The sequence below is a fragment of the Rhodovulum sulfidophilum DSM 1374 genome (assembly GCF_001633165.1).
Taxonomy (GTDB): domain Bacteria; phylum Pseudomonadota; class Alphaproteobacteria; order Rhodobacterales; family Rhodobacteraceae; genus Rhodovulum; species Rhodovulum sulfidophilum.
The window spans coordinates 577,377-600,549 of record NZ_CP015418.1; the positions used below are offsets into that span (position 1 = coordinate 577,377).

The following is a 23,173-nucleotide window of genomic DNA, read 5'->3' on the forward strand; positions in this document are numbered from 1 at the left end:
CCTCGTCGATGGTTTCAGAAGGTGATGCGCTGGCCGGGCCGAAGCCGGATCGCGATCAGCCAGAGCACGACGCAGAGCCCTGCCATCAGCCCCCAGGCCAGCGTGAGATCGGACAGGTATTCGCGCAGCAGCCCCGCGATGAGCGGAAGCGCGGCCGCAACCAGGTAGCCGCCGCCCTGGACGAAACCCGCGATGGCCCCGGCGGCGCTTGCATTGTCTCCGTGATCCATGGCGACGATCAGGCTCAGGGGGAAAAGCGCTCCGATCCCGAGGCCCGCGAAGACCGCTGCCGGCCAGGCGAGCGCAAGCGGGGCGAAGATCAACCCGAGGAGGCCCGCGAACAAGGCCCCTATGGCGGTGAAGATTGCCGGGCGGCGGTCGGTCGATCGGCTGACCCAGCAGGATACGACAAGACCGGCGACGACCTCGGCAAGCGTCACCACGCCAAGCATCAACCCCGCCGTCTCGGCCGAGCGGCCCAGACCGGTATAGAAGGGCGGCAACCATGCCAGAACGAGCGTGTAGGCCCCCGTTCCAAGTCCGAAAAACGCCAGCAGCAGCCATGCGCGCGGCGCCCGCGAGACCGGGAAATACGGCCTGTCTTCCGGCACACGCGCGCGCGGGTCGGTCACACGCCACCAGATCAGGCCGCCGAGCAGGGCGGGAACGGCCCAGATCCCCAGGGCCGGTTGCCAGTCCGAGGCCTGGGCGATCCAGGGGCTGAAGGTTCCCGACAGGAAGGCCCCAGCCATGATCGCGGTCGAATAGAGCCCCATCAGCCCGGCGGCAGACGCGCCTGCGCGGTGCCTGATCATGATCGGCAGCAATGCCTGCACCATCGCGATGCCGATCCCGCCGAGAATGGCGGTCACCAGCAGCAAGGCTGCGCTCGACCAGGGCCAGCGCAGCAGGTTGCCGAGAAGGATCAGCGCCAGACCGAGGATGATGCCGTTCCGTGCGCCGAACAGGGTCTTCAGCCGGGACGTGAAAAGCAGGCAGATCCCCATCAGGGCCACCGGCAGCGTGGTCAGCAGGCTGGCGCCGGTATCGCTCAGGCCGGTATCGCGCTGAATGACGTCAAGCATCGGCCCGATGGCCGCCATCGTCGGCCGCAGATTGATACCGACCACGAGAATGGCGGCCGAGAACAGGAACCGCTCTGAAAACCTGGACAAGTTACCTCCTTCCATGGCGGCTTGCCACGGAACAGAATTCCGAATATATCTCTACGTAGAGATATTATTATCTTGATGTCAAGACAGGTGCAGGGATGGACAGAGCACGCAAAGCTGCCGGGCAATGGGCACGGGAAAAGCCTCATCTCGATATCGGGCCGATGGTGCTTCTTGGCCGGCTGGGGGAGGCGGCGCTTGTCATTTCCCGCGACCGGCTCAACCCGGTCTTTGCCGAGTTCGACCTTCAGCCGGGCGAGTTCGATGTCCTGGCGACGCTACGCCGGAGCGGAGCGCCCTACGCCATGACGCCGACCCATCTCTACGAGGCGGCGATGATCTCCTCCGGGAGCATGACGAACCGTCTGAACCGGCTCGAACAGGCTGGCTGGGTGAAACGGCAGCCCAATCCCGAGGACAGGCGGGGAACGCTTGTCGCGCTGACACCGGGCGGCCTTGCCCTGATCGACAAGGCGGTCGAGAGCCATGTCGCCAATATGCGCACCATCGTTTCCGGTCTGACAGAGCGAGAGCAGGACCAGCTTTCCCAGCTATTGGAAAAGTTGCTGGCGTCTCAGGGCTCCTAGCGGCTCAGCCCGGCATCGGCCGGATCGGGGCGAGGATGCCTCCGATCTGCCCGGACGCCCGGATCTTGCAGATATATGCGCATGGCGCGGGCCCGCTGCGGGTCGTGAGCCTGCGCCCGAGGTTGCAGGAGCGAAGGGACCCTGCGGCAGTCCGGTGGACGGCTGCGCCCGAGGCAGGAGGGCGTCCGCGGGGTGGGGTCGTGGCCGTGGTCGTTGTAGCGCGTGACAGCGGCAGAACGAATGGCGTTTGTACTCGAACCGGACGAGGCAGGTCTTCCAGACCGCCGGCGGCACGGCGTGGAAACCGTCGAACGGGTCGGCACAGGGACAAGCCGGGGGCACTCTGCCCCGAACGCCTTCCGGATCCTCCTGCCCGGGAAGGCGCGATGGGGGGAGGCACCGCTACGGGACACTGTTGCAGGCCGAGACCACGGCCGGGCGGGATCTGCCGCCGCCAGACGGGCTGCAGCCGGGCCATCGCCGCCCGGCGCCGCGACAGGGCCGCCATGTCGTACCGCCGACGCTTGCGGACCGACCGAAGAGCCACTTGCCTGCCCGCTGCCACAAGGGCGACGCATGACCCTGTCGAAGGCGCGCCCAGCCTTCCGGCGCGAGACCGGCCGGCCTGCAACCGCCCGCGTCCTCGGCCGCGATACCGGCGGCCCCGACCGAGCCCATTTGCCAGGGCCGCGACGCTGAGCATTTGACATGGCGGCGCCGCGATGAGATGAAAGTATGATAAATCTTGTTCTTTATCATATCGGAGAGGGCCGTGCTGTCCCGTCGTTCCCTTCTGGCCCTGCCCTTCTACGGTGCCTGTCTGACCACGCCACTGACCGCCCTGGCCGCCGGGCGCAGCGGCGAGACCGTCTTGCGCTTTGCCTGGCCGCTGAATGCCGGGCCGCTGAACCCGCATCTTTATTCGCCGAACCAGATGTTCGCGCAGAACATGCTCTACGACCCGCTCGTGCGCTACAGGGCCGACGGCCGCGTGGTGCCCTGGCTGGCCCGCTCCTGGACGGTCTCGGAGGATGGCCGGGAGTACACTTTCGCGCTGCGCGAGGATGTCGTCTTCTCGAATGGCGAGATCTTCGACGCGGCCGCGGCCAAGGCCAATTTCGACGCGGTGCTGGCCAACCGGTCGCGCCATGCCTGGCTGGAACTGGCCAACCAGATCGTGGCGGCCGAGGTCGTCGCGCCCTTCACGCTGAGACTGCGCCTGAAGGACGCCTATTATCCCACGCTGCAGGAACTGGCCCTGCCCCGCCCGTTCCGCTTCATCGCGCCGTCGCAATTCGTGGATGGCGGGACCAGGGACGGCATCCTGGCCCCGATCGGCACCGGGCCCTGGGTCCTGACCGAAACGTCGCTGGGCGAACATGACGTCTTCCGCCGCAACGACCGCTACTGGGGCGCGCGCCCGGCCTTTGCTGGGGTCACGGTCAAGGTCATTCCCGACCCCAATACCCGCGCCATCGCGCTTCGCACCGGGCAGATCGACATGGTCTACGGCATCGACGGGCCGCTGTCGCCCGACACGTTCGCAGAGCTGGCGCGCTCTGGAGATTTCAAGGCCGGCCTGTCGGCACCGATGGAAACCAGCTCGCTGGCGCTGAACACCGCCCGGGGCGGGACACGGGATCTTTCCGTGCGCCGGGCCATCAACCATGCCGTCGACAAGGATGCCCTGATCGCGGCCGTCCTGCACGGCACCGAGAAGCGCGCCGATACCCTGTTCGCGCCCAACGTGCCCTATGCCGATATCGGGCTCGAGCCCTACCGCTTCGATCCCGCCGCCGCGGCCGGGCTGCTGGAGGCCGATGGCTGGGTCGCGACCCGGGCCGGCCAGCCCCGGCAGAAGGACGGCCAGCCGCTGATCCTGGATCTGTGCTTCGTCGGCACCGATGCGGTGGCCAAGGCCAAGGCCGAGATCCTGCAGGCCGACCTGGCCGCCGTCGGCATCGGCGTCAGCCTGATCGGCGAGGAGGAAAGCAGCATCTATGCCCGCCAGCGCGACGGCCGGTTCCACATGATCTTCAACCGGACCTGGGGCGCGCCCTACGACCCCCATGCCTTCCTCAGCGCGATGCGGGTGCCCGCGCATGCCGATTACCAGGCGCAGCTGGGCCTGCCCGACAAGGCCGAGATCGACCGCCGGATCGGCGAGGTTCTGATCTCGACCGACGAGGCCACGCGGCAGGCGCTGTATCGCGACCTGCTGACCCGGTTCCACGAGGCCGCGGTCTATCTGCCCCTGACCCATCTGACGGCGATGGCCGTGGCGCGGCCCGGGATCGGGCCGCTGCGCTTCGGCGCCATGTCGAGCGAGATCCCCTTCGAGATGCTGACCCCGGACGCCTGACCCCATGAAAGCCTTCATCCTGCGACGGTTGCTCCTGCTGATCCCGATGCTGTTCGGGGCCTCGCTGGTGATCTTCCTGATGCTCAGGCTGGGCCCCAGCGACCCGGCGCTGGACTATCTGCGCCTGTCCAAGCTGCCGCCGACGCCGCAGGCGCTGGCCGATGCGCGCGAGATGCTGGGGCTCGACCGGCCGCTGGCGACGCAATATCTCGACTGGATCGGCCGCGCGCTGCGGGGCGATTTCGGAACCTCCTACGCCCTGCAGCGTCCGGTGCTGCCGGATATCCTGCATTTCCTGCCGGCGACGATGCAGCTGGCCGGGACGGCGCTGGCCTTCACCTTGCTGGTATCGGTGCCCTTGGGGATCTGGGCCGCGCGCTACCGCGACCGCTGGCCCGACCATGCGGTGCGGCTGGTCGCCTTCCTGGGCGTCTCGGTGCCGAATTTCTGGCTGGGCTTCCTGCTGGTGCTGGTCTTCTCGGTCCATCTGGGCTGGCTGCCGCCGATGGGGCGCGAGGGTCCGGCAAGCCTGGTGATGCCGGTCATCGCCGTGGCGCTGATGTCGCTGGCCGTGAATGCCCGGCTGCTGCGCGCCAGCATGCTCGAGGTCGCGGGCCAGCGCCATGTCCGCTATGCCCGGCTGCGCGGCCTGCCGCCGCGCATGGTCGAACGCCGCCACGTGCTGCGCAATGCCTGGCTGCCGGTCATCACCGCGACCGGCATGCATATCGGAGAGCTTCTGGGCGGCACCCTGGTGATCGAGAGCATCTTCGGCTGGCCCGGCCTCGGGCGCTACGCGGTCTCGGCGATCCTGAACCGGGACTATCCGGTGATCCAGTGCTTCACCCTCCTGATGGTGGTCATCTTCGTGCTCTGCAATCTCATCGTCGACATTCTCTACGCCCTGGCCGATCCGCGCATCCGCCAGGCCACGCAGGCGCCGCAATGAGCCTGGCGCTGAACCGCCGACAGGCCGGGCCGGTCTGGCGCAGGCTGCGTCTGGGCGCGGCCTGCCTGATCGTCGCGCTGCTGGTGCTGGCCGCGCTGGTCGGCCCGGCGCTCGCGCCGTTCGAGCCCGACGCGGTCGACATCGTCCACAGGCTGCAACCGCCCGGCGAAGGCCACCTTCTGGGGACCGACCATCTCGGGCGGGACATCTTCTCGCGGCTGATCGCGGGCACCCGGACCTCGCTTGGCTGCGTCGCGGCGACGCTGGTGCTGATCCTGATCATGGGGCTCGGGCTGGGCGGACTGTCGGGCTATGCGGGCGGGCGGATCGACCAGGCGATCATGCGCGTCGCCGACATCTTCATGACCTTCCCGACGCTGATCCTGGCGCTTTTCATGATCGGCATGCTGGGCACCGGGCTGGTCAATGTCATCATCGCCATCGCCCTGTCCCACTGGGCCTGGTATGCGCGGATCGCGCGCGGCATCGTCATGTCGATGCGTCACCGCGATTTCCTGCTGGCGGCGCGGCTGGCCGGGGCAAGCCGCGCCCGCATCTTCATCGAGCACCTGCTGCCCGCGACCTTCTCGCAGATGATCGTTCTGGCCACGCTCGATGTCGGGCACATGATGCTGCATGTCTCGGGGCTGTCCTTCCTGGGGCTGGGCGTGCAGGCGCCGACCGCGGAATGGGGGGTGATGATCGCCGATGCCCGCCAATTCGTCTGGACCGCGCCGATGCTGATCTTCTGGCCCGGGCTCGCGCTGTTTCTGACCGTCATGGCCTTCAACATGCTGGGCGACGCGCTGCGCGACCGGCTGGATCCCGGCCTGGTCGGGGAGGCCGCCCATTGACCCGGGTTCTCACGATCGAGGGGCTGAGCGTTTCCGCCGCCGCCCGGCCGCTGCTGCGCGACCTCAGCCTCGAGATCGCGCAGGGCCGCACGCTTGCGCTGGTCGGCGCCAGCGGATCGGGCAAGTCCACCGCCTGCGCCGCGGCGCTGGGGGTGCAGGCAGGCAATCTCGAGGTCAGCGGACAGGTCTGCCTGGACGGCAATCCGGTGCCGCCCGACCGGCTGCGGGGGCGGGTCGTGGCCTCGATCCTGCAGAACCCGCGCAGCGGCTTCAACCCGCTCCGGACCATGCGCGACCACATGCGCGAGACCTGCCGGGCGCTGGAGCGGCCCTGGGCCGAGGATACCGCGCGGCACCTGCTGGCCGAGGTGGGTCTCGAAGACCCCGACCGGGTGCTCGGCCTTTATGCCTTCGAGATGAGCGGCGGCATGCTGCAGCGCGTGGCCATCGCGCTGGCGCTGCTCGGCGGGGCGCCGTTCCTCTTCGCCGACGAGCCGACGACGGATCTCGATCTGGTGGTACAGGCGCGCATCCTCGATCTGCTGGAACGCAGCCGCGACCGGGCGAGGCTGGGGCTGCTGCTGATCACCCATGACATGGGCGTCGTCGCGCGGCTGGCCGATGAGGTGGCCGTGCTGGAGGCCGGGATCGTGGTCGAGCGCGGCCCGGTCGGACAGATCTTCCACGCTCCGCGCCATCCGGTGACGCGGATGCTGGTCGCGGCGCATCTTGCCCTTTACGGAAAGGAGCTGCCGGCATGAGCCTGCTTGCCGCCCGTGGCCTGTCGCACAGCTATCGCAGCCATCCGCTGCTGGGCCCGGCAAGAACGCATGAGGCGCTGTCGGATATCTCGCTGGAGATCGCCGAAGGCGAGACCGTGGCCCTGCTCGGACGCTCGGGCTGCGGCAAGAGCACCCTCGCGCGGCTGATTTCGGGGCTCGAGCGGCCGACGGAGGGCGAGATCCTGTTCCGGGGTACGCCGCTGGCCGCGGCACGCGGCGCGGCGCGGCTGAAGATGCGGCGCGCGGTGCAGATGGTGTTTCAGGATTCGCCCGATGCCACCAATCCCCGCCATACCGTCGGCCGGATCGTCGCCGAGCCGCTGCGCCATCTGACCCGGCTGGACCGCAAGGGCCGCGAGGCGCGCGTCGCCGAGCTGCTCGATCTGGTCGAGCTGCCGCCCCGGACCGCCGGAATGCGCCCCGGCCAGCTGAGCGGCGGCCAGTTGCAGCGGGTCTGCATCGCCCGCGCCCTTGCCCCCGAACCCCGGCTGGTCATTCTCGACGAGGCGGTGTCGAACCTCGATCTGCACCTGCAGGCCAGCACGCTGGCCTTCCTCGGCGACATCCGCCGCCAAAGCGGCATCGCCTGCCTCTTCATCACCCATGACCTGCGTCTGGTGAGCCGTTTCGCCGACCGCGTGCTGGTGATGGACCGGGGCCGGATCGTCGAGGAAGCCCCCTCCGGAGAGCTCGCGACGCTGTCGCATCCCGCCTCGCGCGCCCTCCGCGAGGCCATTCTGCCGCCATTTCCCGGCCGCCCGGCCGCCAGCAAGGCCGTGACCCTGCCTGAAAACCCGCGCGAAATCCCGACGGCGCCTGTCGAGGCCGACGCTGTCCCCAGCCCGATCCCCGTCCCCTGAGCGCCGCGAGCCGGGCTGCAAATCCTATCCCCAGAATCTGGGGAAGAACCTGTGGGTAACCTGCCGCAAACGACCTCTTCCTTAACCATTGCTGGCCTGACTAAAAATTAGGCAGTCGCCGAGGCCCGCCCAGCGGACGCAACCACAACGGGACATCCCGAACATTCCCTCCGGAGGCGCCTCCGTCTGCGATTGACCCCACGCGCTTGCCCGGCCCATCCGTCCTGCCCGGCGGTATCGGCGCCAAGTCGCCCGGCAGCGCGCCGCGCCGAACCGTTTTCGCCGGGCGGTGACGGAGATCGCCGCGACAGAAGCCCGGGCGACGGCATGAGAGAGGCACACCTCCAAGCGCGCGATCTTGCGACGGACCGGCCTCGCGGAACAGGATCCGGACGCCCCGGCCCTCACCGGGCGGCGGCGCTAGGGGGCAAGTGTCCCGACCGGGCGCGTCCCGCTTTCATCCTTCAGCGCGACGCCGGTCCGGCCCAGCTTGCGGGCAGCGTCGATCAGCCAGGCGATGCGCGCGGCCGCCGCCTCGGGCGAAAGCCCGCCCATGCGGTGGATATTCGACACGCAGTTCCGGGCGCTGTCCCTTGTGCCGGGCACAGGGTTGGCGGTGAGATAGGCCCCGAGACTGTCGGAGACGCTGAGCCCCGGGCGCTCTCCGATCAGCATCAGGCACATCGCGGCCCCCATCCGGCGGGCGATGTCGTCGCCAAGCGCCACCCGCGCGCCCTCGGCGAGGATGACGGGCGTGGTGTCCAGCTCGGGCAGCGCCGGGCGCAGGGCCGCAATCACCGGCGCCGCATGGGCAAGCGCGGGGGCCGACAGCCCGTCTCCGACCACCACGACCAGCGGATGGCCCGCCCGGGGCAGATCCACCGGCTCGGCCAGACGGCGGCCCAGATCGGGACGGCGCAGATAGATGCTGCGCTCGACCGCCTGACTTTGCACCCGGATCGTGGCAAGCGGGGCCAGCGCCGCCGCAAGCGCGTCCCAGTCGGGCCGGGCGTGGATCGCGTCGCGGGCACCGGCATGCGCCTCCTGGAAATCGAGAAGAGCGCCAAGCGGCGTGGGGCCCGCCGCCGCATCCAGCCGCACCCGGGCGGGCGTCATCGCCCGCAGCCGTCCGAACCCCGTGCTGACGCTGTCGCTCATGTCAGGATCCCCATCCGTTTGCCAAGCGCCGCCGGGTCGGGCAGCGCGGCCGCCCCCTGCGCCAGCCCCATCCGCGCCAGCCAGGCCTCGAATTCGGGCGCCGGCCGCAGCCCCGTCACCTCGCGCAGATAGCCGATATCCTCGAAGGCGAGGCTCTGATAACCCAGCATCACGTCATCCGCCCCGGGCACGGTGATCAGGAAAGTCACCCCCGCCCGGGTCAGCAGCGTCATCAGCACGTCCATGTCGTCCTGATCGGCCTCGACATGGTTGGTATAGCAGACATCGACCCCCATCGGCAGGCCCAGCAGCTTGCCGCAGAAATGGTCCTCGAGCCCGGCGCGGATGATCTGCTTGCCGTCATAAAGATATTCCGGCCCGATGAAGCCCACGACGGTGTTGACCAAAAGCGGCCGGAAGGCCCGCGCGACGCCATAGGCCCGGGCCTCCAGCGTCTGCTGATCGACGCCGTGATGGGCCTCGGCCGACAGCGCCGCACCCTGCCCGGTCTCGAAATACATCACATTGTCGCCGACCGTGCCGCGCCCCAGCGCGCGGCCCGCCTCATGCGCCTCGGCAAGCACCGACAGGCTGACGCCGAAGCCCTCATTGGCGGCCTCGGTCCCGGCCACCGACTGGAAGATCAGATCGACCGGCGCGCCCCCCTCGATCAGGCGGAGCGCGTTGGTGACATGGGTCAGCACGCAGGTCTGGGTCGGGATGGCGAGGCTGGCGACCATCTCGTCCAGCGCCGACAGAAGGCCCGCGCAATTCTCCAGATTGTCAGAGGCCGGGTTGATCCCGATCACCGCGTCGCCTGCCCCGAACAGCAGCCCGTCAAGGGTCGCGACCGCGATGCCGCGCGCGTCGTCGGCCGGGTGATTGGGCTGCAACCGGGTCGAAAGCGTCCCCGACCGACCGATGGTGTTGCGAAAGCCGGTCACCACCTCGACCTTCCGCGCCACCCGGATCAGGTCCTGGTTGCGCATCAGCTTCGACACCGCGGCAACCATCTCGGGCGTCAGCCCCGGCGCGGCCTCGGCAAGACGCGCGGCATCGGCCGCAGGCGACAAGAGCCAGGCGCGGAAATCGCCCAGCGTCATCGCCGCGAAGGGCGCGAAGGCGGCGCGGTCATGGGTATCGAGGATCAGCCGCGTGACCTCGTCCTCCTCATAGGGCACGACCGCCTCGGTGAGGAACTCGGCCAGCGGCAGATCGGCCAGCGCCCGCCGCGCCGCGACGCGTTCGGTCGCGCTTTCGGCCGCGATGCTCGCAAGCTGGTCGCCCGAGCGCTCGGGCGTGGCCGCGGCCAGAAGCCGGGCCAGAGACCCGAAGACGAACCGCTCGCCCCCGGCTGTGGCACTGTATCGGGGCATATTTCCGCCCTCCCGTTTCAGACCGTCCGCAGATGCTTCGGCCAGTCCTGATGGCCGGTGATCTGGCGGAACCGCATCAGCTTCCACATCCCGTATTTGTGGAAATCGAAGGCCAGCCGCGACACCCGCAGCTGTACCATGGACCAAAGCGCCCATTTCACATCGGCCAGCGCCTTGTGGAGGATGACGCGCGACACGATCTCGGGGCGGACCTCGCCGAAATACGCCTCGATCAGCTCCAGCTCCTGTTCGGGGGTGAAGAACATCTCGCCGAAGAGCAGGCCGAAATCATAGCATCGATCGTTCATCGAGGCATATTCATAGTCGATCAGCAGGATCGAACCGTCCTCGCCCACCATGAAATTGCCCGGCATCGGATCGTTGAAACAGGGTACAAGATCGAGCCCGGAAGCCATCAATGCCTCGCGCGCCAGCCGCTCGTTCAGCATGATCCAGTCATGGTCGGGAAAGCGCGGCGCGCCCAGATCGGCGGCCTGCGCGGCATGTTCGTCGATCATGTCGAAGACGGTCTTGGTCGCGGCCAGCCCGGGCATGCCATGCAGCTTGCGATAGGCGGCGATGGCCGCGCGCCGCTTGGCGGGATCGGCGAAATCGCTATGGGTCGCGGGGCGGCGGTCGGCCATGAAATCGTTGATCTCGACGCCCTCGGCCGCCAGATCGCCATAGACGCCCGGCCCGAGCCCCGCCGCCGCCGCCTTCTGCGAGGCCTCGAAGGCGGCCTTGCGGTCGATGAACATCTCGGTGCCGTTGCCGGGGATCTTGACGAACCAGTCGCCGCTGCCATCGGTCGCCGTGACCCGCCAGTTCTCGTTGCTGATCCCGCCCGAGACCGGGCCATAGACCATGCCCGCCCCGCCCCGGAACAAGGGCGCCTTGCGGATCACCGCCTCGATCGCCTCTTCCATCGGATGCGAGGCACAGCCCAGCGTCTTCATGCTCATGCCGCCCCTCCTGCCAGCCGGATCTTCTGCTCGAAGCCGGGATGGTTCAGCGCCATCCGCAGCCGCATCAGCCGCCATTCGCCGTATTTCAGCCATTCGACGCCGCCCCGGACCGAGGTCCGCGCCTTCAGCCTAGACCAGAGCGCATGCAGCATGTCGTCGACGAAGGACCAGAGCCGGGCACGGGCAAAGCCGGTCTCGTCGAAGCACCCCGCATAGGCGACGAAGCCCGCCTGCATGTCGCGTTCGAAATCGGTGGTTTCGGCCAGCAGCGCGCCCAGGTCGTAAAGCGGGTCGTTCATCCCCGCCCGGTCGTAATCCACCAGCAGGACGGCGCCGTCCGGCCCCAGCATCAGGTTCGAGGCGGACCCGTCATTCCGGCAGGGCGCCAGCGTGGCACCCGCCCTCAGCACCGGCTCGGCGGCGCCGATCAGACGGCGCAGCCAGTCGATATCGTCGGGCAGGGGCGCGCCGAGGCGACGATACTCGGCGATCAGGGCGTCGATCTGCGCGAAGGGATCGAAGCGGTTGGAAAGCGCAGGCGTCGCGTGCAGCGCCTTCAGCGCGGCCATTGCCCCGGCCAGAACCGGCGCCTCCTGCAAGTCCTTCTGCATCGCGCGCCGCCAGCCCCCGGCCTCGGTCAGCGCCTCCATGGCGATGGCGCCCTGCCCGGCGTCCGACCACAGCACCCTGGGCCCAACCCCCGCCGCGCCCGCCTGCCGGGCCAGCGTCATGGCAGCGTCGAGATCGAAACCTTCCCGCATCTCGGGATGCATGACCTTGAGAAAGACGCCCCCGGCGGTCAGGATCGAGGCGCTTTCAAGCGCCAGGTAGCTGGGCGAGGCCAGCGGCGCGGGCCCGGGCCGGGCGTCTGCATCCGACAGGCCCGCAGCGGCACAGGCGGCGGCCATCATCTGGTCTGTGACAAGCGCCCCGGTCATGCATTCGCCCCCAGGGCAAAATCCAGATCGCCGCCCGCGCGGTCGATCCGGCGGACCATGTCGGTCAGCACGTCGCCGCCCGCGGCCAGATCCTCGGGGCTGGTATATTCGTCATTGCGGTGGATCACGCCGCCGACCGAGGGCACCGCGAAGACGAGGCTGGGCAGGATCGCGTTCACCGCCACCGCGTCATGGCCGCCGATGGTGTCAAGCTGCATCCGGGGCAGCCCGAAATCGTCGGCAACGCGTTCGGTCAGCCGGGCGAGGCGCGGATCGAACTTTCCGGCCGGGCGACGGTCGATCGAGACGATCTCGGCATGGGTCGCGGCCTTCGCGGCCAGTTCCGGCAAGGCGGCGCGCAGGCTGGCCTCGGACCAGTCCAGCATCGCCGGTTCGGGCGCCCGAAGCTCGCAGAAAAGCACGGCTTTCCCGGGCACGATATTGGGTGAATTGGGCGAGATGTCGACCCGCGCCACCGAGGTATAAAGCGTGTCCTCGGCGATATCGGCCAGCCGCCGTATCTCGGCGATGATATGGGCCGCGCCCAGAACCGCATCCTTGCGGTCCTCCATCGGCGTCGGGCCGGTATGGTTCTGCTCGCCTGTGACCTCGATCCGCACCTTCAGCGCGCCCCAATGGCGCAGGAAGGGGGCGATGCGGGCGCCCGCTGTCTCCATCTTGGCATCGCCCTCGATATGGATCTCGAGATACAGATCGGGGCGCGGGGCGGGGTCGGTGCCCTTGTAGCCGGTCCGGACCAGCTCTTCGCCGACGCTTTTCCCGTCGCGGTCGCGCCGCGCCAGCGCCCAGTCGAGATCGACAAGCCCGGCAAAAACCGACGAGCCCAGAAGGCTGGGCTGGAACCGCGCGCCCTCCTCGTTCATCCAGTCGGCGATGACATAGTTGCAGCGCGGCTTCCTGACATCGCGGCGGAAACTCTCGATCGCGGCCAGTGCCGCCATCACCCCATAGGCGCCGTCGAACCGCCCGCCCCTGGGCTGGCTGTCGAGATGCGAACCGATCATCACCAGGGGCGCGTCCGGCCCCGCGAGGTCGATCCGCCCGAACAGGTTGCCGATCGCGTCGACCAGCACGGTATAGCCGCGGGCGGTCAGCTCGGAGCGGAACCAGTCGCGGGCGGCCTTGTGGGCATCGGTCAGGACCGGGCGGTCGACACCGCCATCGCCGGTCGAGCCGAATTCCGACACCTTCTCCATGAGCCCGTGCAGAAGATCGGCGTCGATGCGGGCAAGGCTGGGCATTTCAGGCATGGGGGGTCTCCGTGGCAGTCTCGGGCAGGGCATTTTCGGGCAGGGCGATGTCGGGTTCGGGGTTCAGGAAGCAGGCGGCCAGCGCATGACCGCCGCGCGCGCGCAGGGCCGGGTTCTCGGCCCGGCAGCGGTCGAAGGCCTGCGGGCAGCGGCTGGCGAAGGCGCAGCCCGGGGGCAGGTCGATGGGGCTTGGGGGTTCGCCTTCCAGCAGGCAGTCCTCGGGCCGGTAGCGGCGTTCCTCCAGCGTCGGCGCGGCCGAAAGCAGCGCGCGGCTATAGGGATGGCCCGGGTCGAAGAACAGCCGCTCATTGGGCGCGACCTCGACCGTCTCGCCCAGATACATCACCGCGATCCGCGAACAGACCTGCCGCACCATGGTCAGGTCATGCGAGATGAAGATATAGGTAAAGCCGTGCTGGGCCTGCAGCTTGTCGAACAGATCCAGAAGCTTGCCCTGTTCGGTCTGGTCAAGCGCCGACAGCGTCTCGTCCATGATCAGAAGCCGGGGTTCCAGGATCATCGCGCGGGCCACGTTCAGCCGCTGGCGCTGGCCGGCCGAAAGCCCGGTGGGCAGCGACCGGTACAGGCTGTCGTCAAGCCCCACCTCGGCCATCACCGCCCGCGCCCGGTCGCGCCGCTCGGCCGCATTGCCGATCCGGTGGATCTTCAGGGGCTCCTCGAGGATCGCGCCGATCGCGGATTGCGGCGGCAGGCAGCCGTAAGGGTCCTGCAGCACCAGCTGGAACCTGCGGCGCAGTTCGCGCAGGCGTCTGGGGCTGGCGGCGGCGACATTCTCGCCCTCGAAGAAGACCGAGCCCGCATCGGGCCGTTCCAGCCCGGTCAGAAGCCGCATCAGCGAGGATTTCCCGCAGCCGGATTCGCCGACGACACCGAAATTGTCGCCCGGAAAGACGTCGAATTCGACATTGCGGACCGCCTGCACCCGCGACACGCCGGCCTGGCCGCGCGCGCGCACCTCATAGGCCTTGGCCAACCCCCGGACCGACATGATCGCGCGCCGGTTCCGGTCGATATCGCGACCCGCGCCGGTCTGCCCGTCCTGCCAGAGCGTGGGCAGCTCGGCGATCAGCGCGCGCGTGTAGCTGTGTTCCGGACCTGCCACCAGCGCCGCCGGGGTCTGGCGTTCGACCACCCGGCCCTCATGCAGCACCATCACCTCGTCCGAGGCATCGCAGGCCACCGGCAGCGAGGAACAGATGAACAGGATCGCCGTCGAGAATTCGGAATTCAGCTCGCGCATCAGCTTGAGGATCTGGGCGGCCACGGTCACGTCCAGCGGCTGGGTGATGTTGTCGGCGATCAGAAGCGCGGGGTCCGAGATCAGCGCATCGACGATCATCGCCCGCTGCATCATGCCGCCCGAATACTGGAACGGATATTCGTGAAAGCGGCGCGCGGCCGAGGGGATATGCACCGCCTCCAGCAGCCGGATCGCCTTTTGCCGCGCCGCCTCGGCAGAGATGTCGGGCCGGACCGCGCGGAGCTTTTCCACCAGCTGCGCGCCCACCGTCATGGTCGGGTCGAGCGCGCCCGCCGGGTTGCCGCCGACATAGGCGATCTCGCGCCCGGCAAGATTGCGGGCATGCGCGGGGTCGGCCACGAGGTCGCGGCCGCGAAACCGGATCTCGCCCCCCGTCACCCGGAGCGGCGCCGACAGCCAGCTGGCAAGCGCACGGGCCAGCACGGTCTTGCCCGCGCCGGTGGCGCCGATCACCGACAGGATCGAGCGCGGCGCCAGATCGAAGGAGATGTCGGTCAGGATCGGCCTGTCGCCGGCGACGACATTCAGGCCACGCACGCTGAGCAGGGTATCGGGCAGCAGCCTGTCGGGGGTTGCGGTCATGTCCAGGGCCATCTCACGCTCCTCCGTAGATCGCGTTCCGGGCGCGTTCGAGAGAGGCACCCATCAGGTTGATGCTGGTCAGGGTCAGCACCAGAAAGACGCCGGGCATGGTGGCGATCCACCAGGCGTTCATCAGGTACTTGCGCCCGTCGGCGATGACATTGCCGAAGGTGGGGGTGGGCGGCTGCACGCCCAGACCCAGAAAGCCCAGCACGCTTTCGAAGATCATCATCCGCGCGATATCCAAGACCGCTACGAAGGCCATCGGCGGCAGCACCAGCGGCAGCAGCAGCGTGAACATGATCCGCAGATCGGTGGCCCCCAGCACCATCGCGCCGCGCACATATTCCTTCTTGCGCTCGGACATCACGGTCGAGCGCATCACCCGCGCATAGACCGGCCAGCCCGCCAGCCCCAGCACCAGGATGATCGAGGGGATCGTGGGCCGCGAGACGCCCAAGATGGTGATCGCGAGGATGATCATCGGGATCGACAGCTGGGCATCGGTCAGCCGCATCAGGACGGTATCGGTGCGGCCGCCGAAATAGCCCGAGAACAGCCCGATCATCGCCCCCGCCAGCAGCATCAGGACCGTGGTCGAGACCCCGATCAGAAGCGAATAGCGCAAGCCCACAAGTGCGCGCGAAAGCATGTCGCGGCCAAGCTGGTCGGTGCCCAGCGGATGCGCCCAGCTCCAGCCCTCGCCCATGAAGACGGGCGGGGTCAGCTTGGCGCGGATGTTCATCTTGGTCGGGTCGATGCCGCTGAGCTCGGGATACAGCAGCGCCGCCAGCAGAAGCAGAACGAAGACGGTCAGCCCGATCCGGAACTCGACCGAGGCGAAGGCGGTCTGCCAGATCCGGGTGGACACGCGGCGCCCGGTCTCGGGGCCGGTCATGGCAAGGGGCATATCGGTGCTGGTCATCAGTAGTCGAGCCTCGGATCGATGGCGGTGGCCAGAAGGTCCACGGCGATGTTGATCAGGACGAAGACGGCGGCGGTGACGATGGCGATGCCCTGGATCAGCGGGAAATCGCGCTGCATCACGGCATTGATGGTCAGAAGGCCGAGCCCCGGGTAGTCGAAGATGAACTCGATCACGAGAACCCCGCCCAGAAGCATCGAGAACTGCACGCCCAGCAGGTTCAGAAGCGGCACTGCCGAATTCTTCAGCGCATGGCGAAAGACGATCTGGTTGCGCGACAGGCCACGCACGCGGGCGATGTCGATGAAGCTCTGCCCCATCACCCCCGCCACCGAGACGGTCAGGGTGCGGATGATGAAGGGCGCGATCTCGACCGCCAGAACCAGCGCCGGCAGGATGGTGTAGGAAAACCCCTTGTAGCCGATGGCGGGCAGCAGGTTCAGCTTGACCGACAACAAGAGCGCCAGAACGATCCCCAGCCAGAAATTGGGCAGGCTCACGAACAGGGACGAGCTATAAAGCGCCAGCCGGTCGGGCAGCCGCCCCGGGTAAAGCCCGCCCCAGACGCCGATGGGCACCCCGATCATCAGGGCAAAGACCATCGCCAGCAGCGCCAGCTGCAGCGTCATCGGCGCGGTCTCGGCGATCAGGTCAAGCACCTTGGCGCGCTCGCCGCGGGTGGAATCGTCGAAGCTTGCGCCCCCCACGGCAGCGCCGCTGGCGGGCCGCACGAAGGATTCGCCCAGATCGCCCTGCAGCACATTGCCCATGTAGCGGCCGAACTGGACGTAGATCGGATCGCGCAGCCCCATTTCGGCGGCGATCTCCTCGACCAGGGTATCGGGGGCCATGCCCCCCACCATCAGCCGGACCGGATCGCCCGGCACGACGCGCAACAGCGTGAAGATCAGGGCAGAGACCAGAAAGATGATGATCGCGCCCTGCCCCAGCCGTCGCGCGAGGAATCTTAGGATGAACATCGGCAAGCTCCCGGATGCGTGGCGTTCCCGTCGATGGCCGGAGCCCCCGGATGAGTGGCGGGGCTCCGGCCGGCCGATCAGCTCAGCGTCGTCCGGGATGCGTCCGACTGGCCATCCGGATAGATGAAGAGCCCGTCCACATTGCTTCGCATCCCGTGGATCAGCACCGAGGTGAACAGGCTCAGCGCCGGGGCCTTGTCGGCCAGCATCGGCATCAGGTTGGTCTGCAGGCTTTCCTTGCGCGCCTCGAGCGAGGGCGCGTCGCGTTCGGCATCGAGCGCGGCGTCGATCTCGGGATCGACGATGCCGCAGATCCGCTTGGCGCTGGAATGGAAATGCGTGCGCAGGACCAGATCGGGCTCGGGCGAGCCGGTGGACCAGCCGCAATCGACCATATGGCCCGGGCCGCCGCCTGGGCGGTCGTAGAGCCGCTCGTTCCAGGCCGCGACCTCCATCACGTTCAGCTTGACCGGGAAGCCCTGTTCCTGCAGCAGCGCCGCGATCAGCTCGCCATATTCCTTGGTCTTGGGATAGAAGCCGGTCGAGGTGATGTATTCCAGCTCGGGCAGCCCCTCGCCGCCCGGATAGCCCGCCTCGGCCAGCAGGCGCTGGCATTCGTCGGGATCGTATTCGGGGTAATTCTCCAGATCGATATAGCCGAACTTGATCGGCGAGATGAAATTCGACGAGGCCTCGCCGGCCGAGCCCATGATCTCCATGATCATGCTGCGGTCGATGGCATGGCAGGCGGCCCTGCGCACGCGCCAGTCGTCGAAGGGCGGCTTCGAGCAGCGGAACCACAGGTACTTGTTCTCGACCGAGACCAGCCGCGAGATCTTGATGTCGTCGCGCGCCTCCAGCGTCTCGACCTGTTCGGGCTCCAGCCGTTCGATGACATCGGCCTGCCCGTTCATCAGCGACAGCATCCGGGTCGTGGCATCGCCCACAAACGAGAAGGTGACGCCCGTGACCTTGGGCGCGCCGCGGAAATAGCCCTCATAGGCTTCCATCACGGTGTCGTTGCCGCGCTGCTCGACAAAGCGGAAGGGGCCGGTGCCGTTCAGCCGCTGCGACAGCGGCCCCTTGGGGCCCCCGGCCACGTCCTTCGCCGACAGGATCGGCAGATAGGAGGCAAGGAAGATGAACAGCGAGGCGCCATAGCCGCCCTTCGAGGTGTCGACGATCACGGTATGATCGTCGGGGGTCTCGACCGCGAAAGTGTCGGGGCCGCCCGGATAGACCTGCTTGGGCCGGTCGAGCTGGGCGCCATATTCGAAGGTCGCCTTGACGTCCTCGGCGGTGAAGGGCTTGCCGTCATGGAAGGTGATGCCGTCCCGCAGCTTGATCTGCAGCCGGTGGGCATCCAGTTCGGTGATCTCGGTGGCGAGCTCGTAGACCACCTTTTCGGGATCGTCGGGGCGCATCGGGGCCCGGGTCAGGTAACCCATGACGAAGCCCTCGATATTGGTCTGGGACAGCGTCGTATGCGCGGTCGGGTCCCAGTTGCCGGTGATGTTCTCGGCCGAGAGGAACACCAGCGGGCGGGCCTCCTGCGCAAAGGCCGAGCTGAAGAAGAAGTCGGGATTGATGCGCGCCGCGCCCAGGGCCGTTCCGGCCAGGGCGCCGTATCGAAGGAAACTCCGTCTGTCCATGGTGGTGCTCTCCTTGTTGGTCTGTCTGTTGTCGTGATGACGGCAGGCCCCGGTTGATCCGGGATCGCTGCCTCAGGCCGCCTGGCCTGCCCGCAGCCTCGCGATCCGGTCCAGCATGGCCCGGTGCAGCTCGGGCGTGGCCGCAGCCAGCACCTCGCCGGCCGAGCCGACGCCAAGCGCCTGCCCCTGCCAGTCGGTGATGACCCCGCCCGCGCCGCGGATGACCTGCACCAGCGGCAGGTAGTCGTAAGGCTGCAGCCCGGTTTCCAGCACCAGATCGCAATGGCCCGAGGCCAGAAGCGCATAGGCATAGCAATCGCCGCCGAAGCGCAGCATCCGGACCGACCGGCGCAGCATCTCCAGCACCTCGCTATCGGCGCCCGAGAACAGCATGGGATCGGTGGTATAGGCGAAGGCCTCGGCCGGATCGGTGCAGGCGCTGGTGCGGCAAGGCCGACCGTTCAGGGTGGTGGCCTGGCCCTCGACCCCGCACCAGCGCTCGCCGAGCGCGGGCATGTCGATCTGCCCCAGACAGGGCGCGCCATCCTTCAGAAGCGCCATCAGCCCGCCGAACAGCGGATTGCCGGTGACATAGCTCTTGGTGCCGTCGATCGGATCGACGACCCACAGGTGGTCGCTGTCGGGGCGCAGCGGCGCCTGTTCCTCGCCGAAGATGCCATGGCCGGGAAAGCGCGCCATGATCCGGTCGCGCATCAGCGCCTCGACGGCGCGGTCGGCCAGGGTGACGGGACTGTCATCGGCCTTGCTCTCGACATCCAGCGCCTGACGGAAATGCTTCAGCGCGACGCGGCCCGCCTCGTCTGCCGTGTCATTCGCGAAACGCAGCGCATCGCCCAACTCGCCCATAAGTACCAACCCCGGCCTTGCAATTCGACATGTTCTTTCTCCAGCTTCCACAGTCAGGACGGAAAACGTCAAGAAAAACGCACATAAATCCCCATAATTCACAAATAGCCTAGATGATAAGCGTGCTGCACGCCCGAAAGCGTGTGGAATACGCGATTAAACAGGCAAGCTCCGCGACATTCCGCCCCCAGGTCCCACAAATTTCCCACGCAAATGTGGCGAATCCCGCAGGGCCTGCTAAAAAGACACAAGGGATATGAGGAGAGTTCCGGGATGCAGCCTTACGAAAGACACGCGAAGATCCTGGAGCGGCTCGGCCATGACCGCCGGGTCTTCACCGCCCAGCTGGCGCGGATGTTCGACGTCTCGCATGAAACCGTGCGCCGCGACCTTCTCGAGATGGAACAGAGCGGCAGCCTGACCCGGGTCCATGGCGGCGCCGTCGCGGCGGATCGCGAGATCCTGCCAGAGCCCGCCTTCTCGGAACGCCGCGTCGTCCATGCGGACAAGAAGGCCGCCATCGGCGCGCTGGCCGCGACCCTGATCCCGCCGGGTTCGACCGTCTTCATCGACGCGGGCACCACGACCTGCGCCTTCGCCCGGGCGCTGGCGCGGGAGGGCGAGATGCGGATCATCACCAATTCCATCGAGATCGCACAGCTCGCCGGCCCCGCCCGGGACTGCGACACGCTTCTGCTGGGCGGACGCCCCCATACCGACGTGCCCGCCACCTATGGCGAGATGACCCTGTCCGAGATCGACCGCTTCCTTGCCGATTACGCCGTGCTTTCGCCGGTCGGACTGCATGCCGACCGGGGCGCGACCGATTACGCACTGCACGAGGCCGAGGTCGCCCGCGCCATGATGCGGCGCTCGCGCGATTGCATCATGCTGTGCCATTCGGAGAAGATCGGCACCGAAAGCCGGGTCTCGATCTGCCGTCTCGACGAAATCGACCATCTGGTCACCGATGACGCCGCCGACCGCAGCCTGCGCCTGCCCCGCGGCGAGATCCATTACGCAGAGACGCGCCCGGGCCTCTGAGTCCTTCCCGGTCAGGCCACGGGCAACAGCGCGGAAACGCCTGAAAGGGCCTTTCATCAGGGTCTTGACAGGCTACCTGCCGACCGGCGGTTTCGCCGCCCGTCCTGCCAACCCGGGGCATGGGGTTCCGGCCATCAGGGTCGCCATGTCGCGACCTGTCACCCCCGGACCTTGCCCAAACGAAAGGGCCGCCCCCTGGGCGGCCCTGAACCGTAAACTATCGACCTGACGCTGGTGGATCAGCCGTTCACGCTGTCCTTCAGGGCCTTCGCGATGGTGACCTTCACCACCTTGTCGGCGTCCTTCTTGAACTGCTCGCCGGTGGCCGGGTTGCGCACCATGCGCTCGGGGCGCTCGCGGCAGTAGATCTTGCCCACGCTGGGCAGGGTCACCGAGCCGCCGGCCGCCACCTCACGGGTGATAATCGCGGTCATCGCTTCGAGGGCGGCGGAGGCGGTTTTCTTGTCGGCCTCCATCTCCTCGGCGAGGGCCGCAACCAGCTGGGTCTTGGTCATGGGTTTGGCCATGTATGGTCTCCTCGTTCCTGCCCTCTGTGGGGGCGTGTCGCGTGTATTTAACTCAGTATTGCGGGCCCACACAACCATTTGTGGGGCAAACAACCGTATTTCATAGCGTTCTGCGACCGTTTTTCGGCCCATCGGAGGCAATGCGCAAGCCGAAGCCGACCGCACCGGCGCTTTTCCCCCTATCGGGGGCCCGAACGCCTCATCCGGGGCCGGGAACGGCGGATCCCGATACCGGCTCCGGCCCATAGCGGCGCCGTCCCGCAACGCGGCTCCCGGGCACCGGCGCCGGGCGATCCCTGCGCGGTCCAAGCACGGTTAAAGCCCGGGCCCGGGCGTTGCGCCGATGTCAGAGAAAGGCGGTTTCCTCGAAGCTGCGCAGCTTGCGGCTGTGAATGCGTTCCAGCGGCATGTCACGCAGAAGCTCCATCGCCCGCACCCCGATCGCCAGATGCCGCGCGACTTGGGTCTTGTAGAAATCAGACGCCATGCCCGGCAGCTTCAGCTCGCCATGCAAAGGCCGGTCGGACACGCAAAGCAGCGTGCCGTAGGGCACCCGGAAACGAAAGCCGTTGGCGGCGATGGTGGCGCTTTCCATGTCGAGCGCGATGGCGCGGGACTGCGACAGCCGCTGCACCGGGCCGGTCTGGTCCGACAGTTCCCAGTTGCGGTTGTCGATGGTGGCGACCGTGCCCGTGCGCATGATCCGCTTGAGCCCGTAGCCCTCGAGCCGGGTCACCTCCTCGACCGCATCCTCCAGCGCGACCTGGATCTCGGCCAGCGCCGGGATCGGCACCCAGAGCGGCAGGTCGTTGTCCAGCACATGATCCTCGCGCAGATAGCCATGGGCCAGCACGAAATCGCCCAGCCGCTGCGAATTGCGCAGGCCCGCGCAATGGCCCACCATCAGCCAGGCATGCGGGCGCAGCACCGCGATATGGTCGGTCGCGGTCTTCGCATTCGAGGGGCCGACGCCGATATTGACCAGCGTGATGCCCTGCCCGTCGGCGCGCTTGAGGTGATAGGAGGGCATCTGCGGCAGCTTGAGCGGCACCGGCAGCTGGGTCTCGGGCGCCCGGATCTCGGCATTGCCGGGACCGACCAGCGCGGTATAGCCGCTGTCGGGATCGGCCAGCGCCCGCCGCGCCAGCGCCTCGAATTCCTCGACATAGAACTGGTAGTTGGTGAACAGGACGTGGTTCTGGAAATGCTCGGGCGCGGTCGCGGTGTAATGCGCGAGCCGGGCCAGCGAATAATCCACGCGCTGCGCGGTAAAGGGTGCCAGCGGCCGGGCCGCGCCCTCGGGCATGGTCCAGGTGCCGTTGACGATGTCGTCATTGGTCGTGGTCAGGTCCGGCACGTCGAAGAGATCGCGCAAGGGCACCTCCAGCGCGCCGTCCTGGGGCACGGTGACCCCGGCGCTGCCCATCGCGAAATGAATCGGGATCGGCGTGGTCGAGGGGCCGATCATCACCGGCTGGCCGTGGTTTTCCAGAAGCAGCCCGATCTGCTGGCGCAGGTAATTGGCGAAAAGATCGGGCCGGGTGACGGTGGTGACATAGGTGCCGGGCTCGGCGACATGACCGAAAGACAGGCGGCTGTCGACCAGGGCATGGCTGACCGTGGTGAAGCGGATCTCGGGATAGACCGCGCGGAACCGGGCATGGGGGGCCGATCCGGACAGCACCTCGGCGAAGCGGGCCCGAAGAAAACCGGTTGCGGTCTCATAAAGCTCGACCAGCCGTCCGACGGCTGCGGCCGCATCCGTGAAGGCTTCGGCGTCGGGCAGGCTGGGGCTGGAAAGCGGAAGGTCGCTCTGGTCCGGCATGGGCAGGTCTCCGGTCGGCTGGGGCGGGGTTGGGCCAAGTGTCACGCTTTGCCCGCGAGGCGCAAGCCTCGCCCGTCGCAAACACGGGGCGCAAGCCTCGCCGTTACCAGACACGGGGCGAAGCCTCGCCCCTGGCAAACGCGGGGCCGCCCACCCAAGGCCCGGGACCTCGACAGACCCCGCCCCCTTGCCAGCGGCGCCGCGCGGAACAATCT

20 protein-coding genes are annotated in these 23,173 nt (G+C 67.9%); 7 read left to right on the forward strand and 13 right to left on the reverse strand.

What is annotated here, in order from left to right:
* Positions 1-14: 14 nt before the first annotated feature.
* Complete coding sequence (locus A6W98_RS02890) at positions 15-1,175, reverse strand: MFS transporter (RefSeq protein ID WP_196760235.1); 1,161 nt, start codon at positions 1,173-1,175, stop codon at positions 15-17.
* A 95-nt stretch (positions 1,176-1,270) separates the two neighbouring features.
* Here A6W98_RS02890 and A6W98_RS02895 point away from each other — a divergent pair, with 95 nt between their 5' ends.
* From A6W98_RS02895 to nikE, 6 genes are all read left to right on the forward strand, one after another.
* Positions 1,271-1,759: a MarR family winged helix-turn-helix transcriptional regulator gene (locus A6W98_RS02895; RefSeq protein ID WP_042457669.1), complete on the forward strand. Its 489-nt coding sequence runs from the start codon at positions 1,271-1,273 to the stop codon at positions 1,757-1,759.
* Between the two features lie 772 nt (positions 1,760-2,531).
* Positions 2,532-4,121 (forward strand): nickel ABC transporter substrate-binding protein, encoded by a 1,590-nt coding sequence (gene nikA / locus A6W98_RS02900; RefSeq protein WP_081251738.1) that lies wholly within the window; start codon positions 2,532-2,534, stop codon positions 4,119-4,121.
* Between the two features lie 4 nt (positions 4,122-4,125).
* The gene (gene nikB / locus A6W98_RS02905; protein WP_042457672.1) at positions 4,126-5,070 is read left to right on the forward strand and encodes a nickel ABC transporter permease subunit NikB; all 945 of its coding nucleotides are present in this window, start codon (positions 4,126-4,128) and stop codon (positions 5,068-5,070) included.
* Positions 5,067-5,924 carry a nickel ABC transporter permease subunit NikC gene (nikC, locus tag A6W98_RS02910; protein WP_042457675.1) on the forward strand — a complete coding sequence of 286 codons (858 nt, stop codon included), beginning with the start codon at positions 5,067-5,069 and terminating at the stop codon, positions 5,922-5,924. Before nikB ends, nikC begins: the two co-directional genes overlap by 4 nt.
* On the forward strand, positions 5,921-6,685 hold the full coding sequence (locus A6W98_RS02915; protein WP_042457681.1) for an ATP-binding cassette domain-containing protein: 765 nt from the start codon (positions 5,921-5,923) through the stop codon (positions 6,683-6,685). The genes nikC and A6W98_RS02915 overlap by 4 nt, the downstream gene beginning before the upstream one ends.
* The gene (gene nikE / locus A6W98_RS02920) at positions 6,682-7,566 is read left to right on the forward strand and encodes a nickel import ATP-binding protein NikE (protein WP_081251739.1); all 885 of its coding nucleotides are present in this window, start codon (positions 6,682-6,684) and stop codon (positions 7,564-7,566) included. The genes A6W98_RS02915 and nikE overlap by 4 nt, the downstream gene beginning before the upstream one ends.
* 420 nt (positions 7,567-7,986) lie before the next feature.
* Here nikE and eutC read toward each other — a convergent pair whose 3' ends face one another.
* From eutC to hisN, 10 genes are all read right to left on the reverse strand, one after another.
* Positions 7,987-8,724 (reverse strand): ethanolamine ammonia-lyase subunit EutC, encoded by a 738-nt coding sequence (gene eutC, locus A6W98_RS02925; protein WP_042457689.1) that lies wholly within the window; start codon positions 8,722-8,724, stop codon positions 7,987-7,989.
* Positions 8,721-10,100: an ethanolamine ammonia-lyase subunit EutB gene (locus A6W98_RS02930; protein ID WP_042457691.1), complete on the reverse strand. Its 1,380-nt coding sequence runs from the start codon at positions 10,098-10,100 to the stop codon at positions 8,721-8,723. The genes eutC and A6W98_RS02930 overlap by 4 nt, the downstream gene beginning before the upstream one ends.
* 17 nt (positions 10,101-10,117) lie before the next feature.
* Positions 10,118-11,062 (reverse strand): choline/ethanolamine kinase family protein, encoded by a 945-nt coding sequence (locus A6W98_RS02935; protein ID WP_081251740.1) that lies wholly within the window; start codon positions 11,060-11,062, stop codon positions 10,118-10,120.
* Complete coding sequence (locus A6W98_RS02940; RefSeq protein WP_042457694.1) at positions 11,059-12,003, reverse strand: phosphotransferase; 945 nt, start codon at positions 12,001-12,003, stop codon at positions 11,059-11,061. The genes A6W98_RS02935 and A6W98_RS02940 overlap by 4 nt, the downstream gene beginning before the upstream one ends.
* Positions 12,000-13,274 carry a Zn-dependent hydrolase gene (locus A6W98_RS02945; protein ID WP_042457696.1) on the reverse strand — a complete coding sequence of 425 codons (1,275 nt, stop codon included), beginning with the start codon at positions 13,272-13,274 and terminating at the stop codon, positions 12,000-12,002. Before A6W98_RS02945 ends, A6W98_RS02940 begins: the two co-directional genes overlap by 4 nt.
* Positions 13,267-15,150 (reverse strand): ABC transporter ATP-binding protein, encoded by a 1,884-nt coding sequence (locus tag A6W98_RS02950; RefSeq protein WP_042457698.1) that lies wholly within the window; start codon positions 15,148-15,150, stop codon positions 13,267-13,269. Before A6W98_RS02950 ends, A6W98_RS02945 begins: the two co-directional genes overlap by 8 nt.
* 1 nt (position 15,151) lies before the next feature.
* On the reverse strand, positions 15,152-16,063 hold the full coding sequence (locus tag A6W98_RS02955) for an ABC transporter permease (RefSeq protein ID WP_042457699.1): 912 nt from the start codon (positions 16,061-16,063) through the stop codon (positions 15,152-15,154).
* A complete protein-coding gene (locus tag A6W98_RS02960; RefSeq protein WP_042457701.1) occupies positions 16,063-17,043 on the reverse strand; it encodes an ABC transporter permease in 981 nt (326 codons plus the stop codon). The genes A6W98_RS02955 and A6W98_RS02960 overlap by 1 nt, the downstream gene beginning before the upstream one ends.
* 77 nt (positions 17,044-17,120) lie before the next feature.
* Positions 17,121-18,695: an ABC transporter substrate-binding protein gene (locus tag A6W98_RS02965; RefSeq protein ID WP_042457705.1), complete on the reverse strand. Its 1,575-nt coding sequence runs from the start codon at positions 18,693-18,695 to the stop codon at positions 17,121-17,123.
* A 72-nt stretch (positions 18,696-18,767) separates the two neighbouring features.
* The gene (gene hisN / locus A6W98_RS02970; RefSeq protein ID WP_042457708.1) at positions 18,768-19,562 is read right to left on the reverse strand and encodes a histidinol-phosphatase; all 795 of its coding nucleotides are present in this window, start codon (positions 19,560-19,562) and stop codon (positions 18,768-18,770) included.
* Positions 19,563-19,835: 273 nt separating this feature from the next.
* On the opposite strand from hisN, the gene A6W98_RS02975 reads away from it, so the two are divergent.
* Positions 19,836-20,606 (forward strand): DeoR/GlpR family DNA-binding transcription regulator, encoded by a 771-nt coding sequence (locus A6W98_RS02975; protein WP_042457711.1) that lies wholly within the window; start codon positions 19,836-19,838, stop codon positions 20,604-20,606.
* A gap of 239 nt (positions 20,607-20,845) precedes the next feature.
* On the opposite strand, the gene A6W98_RS02980 is transcribed toward A6W98_RS02975, so the two are convergent.
* Complete coding sequence (locus A6W98_RS02980; protein ID WP_042457714.1) at positions 20,846-21,133, reverse strand: HU family DNA-binding protein; 288 nt, start codon at positions 21,131-21,133, stop codon at positions 20,846-20,848.
* 346 nt (positions 21,134-21,479) lie between these two features.
* Entirely contained in the window at positions 21,480-22,958 is a 1,479-nt protein-coding gene (locus tag A6W98_RS02985) for an AMP nucleosidase (RefSeq protein WP_042457717.1), read from the reverse strand.
* Positions 22,959-23,173 lie beyond the last annotated feature (215 nt).